This window comes from Inquilinus sp., from assembly GCF_039594555.1.
Lineage (GTDB): Bacteria > Pseudomonadota > Alphaproteobacteria > DSM-16000 > Inquilinaceae > Inquilinus.
In genome coordinates this window covers 1-6,673 of the sequence record NZ_JBCNNF010000376.1, presented here as the reverse complement: position 1 = coordinate 6,673, position 6,673 = coordinate 1, and the positions used below count along the sequence as shown (strand labels likewise).

Annotated in this window: 7 protein-coding genes; 5 read left to right on the top strand and 2 right to left on the bottom strand. The window is 70.3% G+C overall.

Annotated elements, in window-relative coordinates:
• A partial coding sequence (clpB, locus tag ABDW35_RS29000) for an ATP-dependent chaperone ClpB (RefSeq protein ID WP_343717327.1) occupies positions 1 to 2,327 on the bottom strand: 2,327 nt, incomplete at its 3' end.
• 183 nt (positions 2,328 to 2,510) lie between these two features.
• Between clpB and ABDW35_RS28995 the strand changes: the two genes are divergently transcribed.
• The 4 genes from ABDW35_RS28995 to ABDW35_RS28980 all read left to right on the top strand — a co-directional run bounded on the left by ABDW35_RS28995 (position 2,511) and on the right by ABDW35_RS28980 (position 4,821).
• Positions 2,511 to 3,281: an SDR family NAD(P)-dependent oxidoreductase gene (locus ABDW35_RS28995; protein WP_343717326.1), complete on the top strand. Its 771-nt coding sequence runs from the start codon at positions 2,511 to 2,513 to the stop codon at positions 3,279 to 3,281.
• A 79-nt stretch (positions 3,282 to 3,360) separates the two neighbouring features.
• A complete protein-coding gene (locus ABDW35_RS28990; protein ID WP_343717325.1) occupies positions 3,361 to 4,122 on the top strand; it encodes an MOSC domain-containing protein in 762 nt (253 codons plus the stop codon).
• An 81-nt stretch (positions 4,123 to 4,203) separates the two neighbouring features.
• Complete coding sequence (locus tag ABDW35_RS28985) at positions 4,204 to 4,428, top strand: AbrB/MazE/SpoVT family DNA-binding domain-containing protein (protein WP_034831167.1); 225 nt, start codon at positions 4,204 to 4,206, stop codon at positions 4,426 to 4,428.
• Positions 4,429 to 4,821, top strand: a complete 393-nt coding sequence (locus ABDW35_RS28980) for a type II toxin-antitoxin system death-on-curing family toxin (RefSeq protein WP_343717324.1) — start codon at positions 4,429 to 4,431, stop codon at positions 4,819 to 4,821.
• 9 nt (positions 4,822 to 4,830) lie between these two features.
• On the opposite strand, the gene ABDW35_RS28975 is transcribed toward ABDW35_RS28980, so the two are convergent.
• Complete coding sequence (locus tag ABDW35_RS28975) at positions 4,831 to 5,844, bottom strand: aldo/keto reductase (protein ID WP_343717323.1); 1,014 nt, start codon at positions 5,842 to 5,844, stop codon at positions 4,831 to 4,833.
• Positions 5,845 to 5,961: 117 nt separating this feature from the next.
• Here ABDW35_RS28975 and ABDW35_RS28970 point away from each other — a divergent pair.
• The coding region (locus ABDW35_RS28970) for a LysR substrate-binding domain-containing protein (RefSeq protein ID WP_343717322.1) at positions 5,962 to 6,673 on the top strand (712 nt) is incomplete at its 3' end.

Below are 6,673 nucleotides of genomic sequence, written 5' to 3'. Positions count from 1 at the left end.
GGAGGGATTGAGACCAGCCGGCGGAACACGATCATCTCGTCGAGCCGGTTCAGGAACTCCGGCCGGAAGTGCTGGCGCACCGCCATCAGCACCTTCTCGCGGCTGACGAAATCGATCTCGCCTTCCGTGTCGCCCTGCTCGATCGAGGCCACGGCGAGATGCTCGGAGCCGAGATTCGAGGTCATGACGATCAGCGTGTTGCGGAAATCGACCGTCCGCCCCTGCCCATCGGTCAGGCGGCCGTCGTCCAGCACCTGCAGCAGCACGTTGAAGACGTCCGGATGGGCCTTTTCGACCTCGTCGAACAGCACCACCTGGTAGGGCCGGCGCCGCACCGCCTCGGTCAGCGCGCCGCCCTCGTCATAGCCGACATAGCCCGGCGGGGCGCCGATCAGCCGGCTGACCGCGTGCTTCTCCATGAACTCCGACATGTCGATGCGGACCATGGCGGTCTCATCGTCGAACAGGAACTCGGCCAGTGCCTTGGTCAGCTCGGTCTTGCCGACGCCGGTCGGGCCCAGGAACAGGAAGCTGCCGATCGGCCGGTTCGGGTCCTGCAGCCCGGCGCGGGCGCGCCGCACCGCGTTGGCGACCGCGGTCAGCGCCTCGTCCTGGCCGACGACGCGGGTCTTCAGCTTGTCCTCCATGTGGAGCAGCTTGTCGCGCTCGCCCTCCAGCATCTTGTCGACCGGCACGCCGGTCCAGCGGCTGACCACCGCGGCGATGTCGTCGGCCTGCACCTCCTCGCGCACCATGTGCGAAGCCTGGGCCGCCTCGGCCTCCTTCAGCTTCTTCTCCAGCTCCGGGATCACGCCATAGGTCAGCTCGCCGGCGCGCGCCCAGTTGCCGGAACGCTGCGCCTGCTCCAGCTCGCCGCGGGCCTGGTCCAGCTGCTCCTTGACCTTGGTGGCGGCGGACAGCTTCTCCTTCTCCGCGGTCCAGGCGGCGGTGAGCGTCGAGGACTGCTCCTCCAGCTCGGCCAGCTCCTGCTCCAGCTTGGCGAGGCGGTCCTTCGAGGCCGTGTCGGTCTCCTTCTTCAGCGCCTCGCGCTCGATCTTCAGCTGCATGGCGCGCCGGTCCAGCGCCTCGATCTCCTCGGGCTTGCTGTCGACCTGCATGCGCAGCCGCGACCCGGCCTCGTCCACCAGGTCGATGGCCTTGTCCGGCAGGAACCGGTCGGTGATGTAGCGGTTCGACAGGGTCGCCGCGGCCACGATCGCGCCGTCGGTGATGCGCACGCCGTGGTGCAGCTCGTACTTCTCCTTCAGGCCGCGCAGGATCGAGATCGTGTCCTCGACCGTCGGCTCGGAGACGAAGACCGGCTGGAACCGCCGGGCCAGCGCCGCGTCCTTCTCGACATGCTTGCGGTACTCGTCGAGCGTGGTGGCGCCGACGCAGTGCAGCTCGCCGCGCGCCAGGGCCGGCTTCAGCATGTTCGACGCGTCCATGGCGCCGTCCGCCTTGCCTGCACCGACCAGCGTGTGCATCTCGTCGATGAACAGCACGATCTCGCCGGCGGCCGACTGCACCTCCTGCAGCACCGATTTCAGCCGCTCCTCGAACTCGCCGCGGAACTTGGCGCCGGCGACCAGCGCGCCGAGGTCGAGCGCCAGCAGGCGCTTGTTCTTCAGGCTCTCCGGCACGTCGCCATTGACGATGCGCAGCGCCAGCCCTTCGACGATCGCGGTCTTGCCGACGCCGGGCTCGCCGATCAGCACCGGGTTGTTCTTGGTCCGGCGCGACAGCACCTGGATGGTGCGGCGGATCTCCTCGTCCCGGCCGATCACCGGGTCGAGCTTGCCTGACCGCGCGGCCTCGGTCAGGTCACGCGCGTATTTCTTCAGGGCGTCGTATTGGCCCTCGGCCGTGGCGCTGTCCGCCGTGCGGCCCTTGCGCATGGCGTCGATGGCGCGGTTCAGCGTCTGCGGCGTGATGCCGGCCTGGGCCAGGGCTGCGCCGGCCCCGGTCTCCTTGGCGATGGCCAGCGCGAGCAGGAGGCGTTCGGCCGCGACATACTGGTCGCCGGCCTTCTTCGCCTGCTCCTGCGCCTGGTCCAGCACCCGCGCCAGCTCGCGGCTCATATAGACCTGGCCGCCGCCGCCCTCGACCTTGGGCTGCTTGGCCAGCGCCTGCTCCACCGCCTGAGACGCGGCCTCGGGCCGCCCGCCGGCGCTGCGGATGAGGTTGGCCGCCAAGCCTTCCTCGTCATCCAGCAGCACCTTCAGCAGGTGCTCGGGCAAAAGCTGCTGGTGGCCGCGGGTCAGCGCCGCGGTCTGAGCGGCCTGGAGGAATCCCTGGCTGCGCTCGGTGAACTTCTGAAGGTCCATACACTCTGTCTCCACTGTCCGGCGCGATCGTCTTGCACGAAGCCCGACCCCGCCTTGATCCACGTCATGTGCGATCCGGGAGGATGCAGGACTGATGTAGGGGTGTGGCCGGGCCGCAACAAGACCGCTTGTGGCCGACTTTCCGCATCGGCAGCATTCGCCGGCAGCGGAGGGCTTAGGACCATGGAATTACAGGGCCAGGTGGCGATCGTGACCGGCGCCGGAAACCCCGAGGGCATCGGCTTCGCCGCGGCGCGCCGGCTGGCCGCGCTGGGCGCCGTGCTGGTGCTGGCCGCGACCACCGACCGCATCGAGGTGCGCGCGGCCGAGCTGCGGGCCGAGGGCCACACGGCCGCGGGCGTTACGGGCGACCTGACCCTGATGGCGGACGCCGAGCGCCTGGCCGAGTCGGCATTGGCCACGCATGGCCGGATCGACATCCTGGTCAACAATGCCGGCATGGTGCAGACCGGCCTGCGGATGCGCGGCGCCGCCTTTGCGGCCCTGAGCGAGGAGGCCTGGGACCAGGGCATCGCGCTGAACCTGAAGACCGCCTTCAACGCCACAAGGGCGGTGCTGCCGCACATGCTCGGGCGCGGCTATGGCCGCATCGTCAACGTCTCCTCGGTCACCGGGCCGCATGTGGCGATCTCCGGCGAGAGCGCCTATGCCGCGGCCAAGGCGGGGCTGAGCGGCCTGACTCGGGCGCTGGCGCTGGAGGTGGCGGCCCAGGGCGTGACGGTGAATGCAGTCGAACCCGGCTGGATCACCACCCCGTCCTCGCCGGGCCGCGCCGGGCGCCACACCCCGATCGGCCGCGCCGGCCGGCCCGAGGAGGTGGCAGCCGCCATTGCCTTCCTGGCCTCGCCCGGCGCCAGCTACGTCACCGGCGCGTCGCTGGTGGTGGATGGCGGCAACATCCTGCAGGAGCGGAAAGGTCCCAATCGCGCATAGCGGCGATCCTCGGCGCGCTGATTGTTTCTGGCGGCGATAACGCGCTAGGGTTTTCTCCCGTATCGCCGGACCGACCGCCATGACCGCCGCCGCCCGCCTCGCCGACCTATATCGCTACCCCGTCAAGGGCCTGGCCGGGCAGCCACTCGCCGCCGCCGAGCTGGCCGCCGGTGGGACTTTGCCGCATGACCGGCGCTTCGCCATCGTCCATGGCGCCAGCCAGTGCGACCCGACGGCGCCGAGCTGGCAGCCGAAGCGGCAGTTCCTGCAGCTGATGACCGATGAGCGGTTGGCGCTCCTGGGCATCGACTACGACGACGCCACCGAGGCGCTGACGCTGAAGCGCGACGGCAAGCAGGTGGCGCGCGGCCTGCTGTCGATGCCGATCGGGCAGGAGCTGATCAACCAGTTCCTGAACGCCTTCATGAAGGATGCGCGCGGCGCGCTGAAGATCGTCGCCGCCCCCGGCATCGCCTTCACCGACAAGCCGGAGAAGCTGGTCTCGCTGATCAACCTGGCCTCGGTGAAGGACATCGAGCGGGTGACGCGCGCCCCGGTCGACCCGCGGCGCTTCCGCGGCAACCTGATCCTCGACGGCCTGCCGGCCTGGGCGGAGTTCGACTGGATCGGGCGCGAGCTGACGGTCGGCGCGGCGCGGCTCAGGGTCGTCTCCCGGATCACCCGCTGCGCCGCCACCAACGTCAACCCGGCGACCGGCGAGCGCGACCTGAACATCCCGAAGGCCCTGATGACCGGCTTCCGCCACGCCGATTGCGGCATCTACGCCGAGGTGATCGGCGGCGGCCGGATCACGCCGGGGGATGCTCTGACGGTCATGTAGGTGGCCGGCAACGTCGCTCTTGACCGGACGAGGATCGATCGCATGTTATTACATGCGTGATCACGATCCTTGAGGCTCCACATGGTCGCCCTGAAGCTGCGCGCGATCGGCAATTCGGTCGGAGCGGTCCTGCCCAAGGATGTGCTGACCAGGCTTCACGTCCAGGAGGGCGATACGCTCTACCTGACCGAGGCGCCGGACGGTTACCGGCTGACGCCCTACGACCCCGACTTCGAGGCACAGATGGACGCCGCCCGCAAGGTGATGAAGAAGCGGCGCAACCTGCTGCGGGAGTTGGCGAAGTAGGTGGACGCGCCGCGCTGGATCGGCCGCGCGGTCGTCCTGGCGCTGCATGACGAGCAGTTGGTGGAGCATGGCGGCGCCCCGGGCCTGCGCGACGCCGGCCTGCTGGACTCCGCCCTTGACCGCCCCCGCAATCTGCTTGCCTATGGCAAGCCCGATCTCGCGGCCCTCGCCGCCGCTTACGGCTTCGGCCTGATCCGGAACCATCCCTTCATCGACGGCAACAAGCGGGTGGCCTTCGTGGTCACCGAAACCTTCCTGGCCCTCGCGGGGCGGGAGATCGCCGCGGATGACGCCGAATGCCTGTCGATCTGGCTGGCCCTGGCGGCCGGCGAGGTGTCGGAGGACGAGCTCGCGGCCTGGCTGCGGCCGCGGCTCATCCCCTTGCAGCCATAGTCGCGACGCTTACGGCCGCACCGGCCCGGTGCCGGCGCCGGTGCGCTCGATTGCGGCGGCGATCTCGGCGACGTCCTCGGGCGTCAGCTCCAGGGTCGCGGCGTCGATCCAGCCATCCACCTGCTCCGGCCCGCGGGCGCCGACGATGGCGGCGGTGACCGCCGGCCAGGACAGGGTCCAGGCCACCGCCACGGCCGCGACCGAGGTGCCGCGCCGCGCCGCCACCGGCTTCAGAGCCTCGGCCAGCGCCAGGTTGCGGGCCAGGCCGTCGCCGGTGAAATGCGGCGAGCGCGAGCGCCAGTCGTCCTTCGGCAGCGCCGCCGCCCGCTCCGCCGTGAAGGCGCCGGTCAGCAGGCCGGACTGCATCGGGCTGTAGACGATGACGCCGGTATTGTGCTTCGCGCACCAGGGCAGCTCCGCCGCCGCGATGTCGCGCCGGATCGCCGAGAAGGGCGGCTGCAGCGTGTCGACATGGCCGACCGCCTCGGCCCGGGTCAGCAGCTCGACATTGTGGTTCGACAGGCCGACGGCCCGCACCTTCCCTTCCTTCTTGAGGTCGAGGAAGGTCTGCCACAGCGTCTCGATCGACGTGCCGTCCTCGGCCGGCCAGTGCAGCTGGTAGAGATCGATCCGCTCGACCCCGAGCCGCTTGAGCGAGGCCTCGACCTCGCGCCGCAGGCTGGCCGGGGCGCCGACGCGCTTCGGCACGGCGGTGCGGTTGGATTCGTCCCAGATCAGCCCGCCCTTGGTGAAGACATAGGGCCGCTTGCCGGCCGGGATCTCGCGCAGGGCGCGGCCGACGATCTCCTCGGAATGGCCGAGGCCGTAGACGGCCGCGGTGTCGATCCAGTTGATGCCGACTTCGGCGGCGTGGCGGATGGCGGCGACCGAGGCGTCGTCATCCTGCTCGCCCCAGGCCGCGGCCCAGCCGGAGCCGCCGATCGCCCAGGCGCCGAAGCCGACCCGGGTGATCGCCATGTCGGTGGTGCCGAAACGCCGCGTCGGCAGGTGGGTCTCGCTCATGGTCGTCTCCCCATTATGTCAGGCCTGGAGAATGACGGCATCGCATTCAGCGTTCCAATTGAATGTTCAGATCGCATTCAGCATGATCAGCGAACAATCGCAGGATCGGGCCGGACCATGGATCTGAGGCAGCTGGAGCATTTCCTGGCGGTGGCGGAGGAGCAGCATTTCACCCGCGCCGCGCGGCGGGTGAACATCGTCCAGTCCGGCCTGTCGGCCTCGATCCGGGCGCTGGAGGAGGAACTGGGCGCGCCGCTGTTCATCCGCAGCACGCGGCGGGTGGACCTGACCGCCGCCGGTCGGGTGCTGGCCGAGGAGGCGCGGCGGGTGCTGGCGGCGGCGCAGGGCGCCCGCGATGCGGTGGCCCAGGTGCAGGGCCTGGCGCGCGGCCGGCTGGCGATCGGCACCACCCACAGCCTGGCGCCCTTCGTCGACCTGCCGGAGCTGCTGGCCCGCTTCCATGCCGCCCATCCGGGGGTCGAGATCCGGCTGTGCCAGGGCGGCAGCGACCGACTGTTCGAGAAGCTGCGCGACAGCCGGGTGGACCTAGCCTTCGTGCCGATGCAGCCGGCGCCGCCGCCCGATGTGCAGGCCACCATGCTGGCCTGCGAGGAGCTGGTGGCCGCCTGCCGCCACGACCATCCGCTGGCGGGCCGGAAGAACGTGGCACTGAGCCGGCTGGGCCGCGAGACCTTCGTCGATTTCCAGACCGATTGGGGCACCCGGCAGCTGGTGGATCAGGCCTTCGCCCGGGTGCGGGTGGAGCGCCGCACCGGCTTCGAGGTCAACGACCTGCCGACCGCGCTGGACCTCGTCGCCCTCGGCCTCG

Coding starts and splice junctions, on each gene's coding strand:
- ABDW35_RS28995 (WP_343717326.1), top strand. CDS start 2,511: ATGGAATTACAGGGCCAGGTGGCGATCGTGACCGGCGCCGGAAACCCC.
- ABDW35_RS28990 (WP_343717325.1), top strand. CDS start 3,361: ATGACCGCCGCCGCCCGCCTCGCCGACCTATATCGCTACCCCGTCAAG.
- ABDW35_RS28985 (WP_034831167.1), top strand. CDS start 4,204: ATGGTCGCCCTGAAGCTGCGCGCGATCGGCAATTCGGTCGGAGCGGTC.
- ABDW35_RS28975 (WP_343717323.1), bottom strand. CDS start 5,844: ATGAGCGAGACCCACCTGCCGACGCGGCGTTTCGGCACCACCGACATG.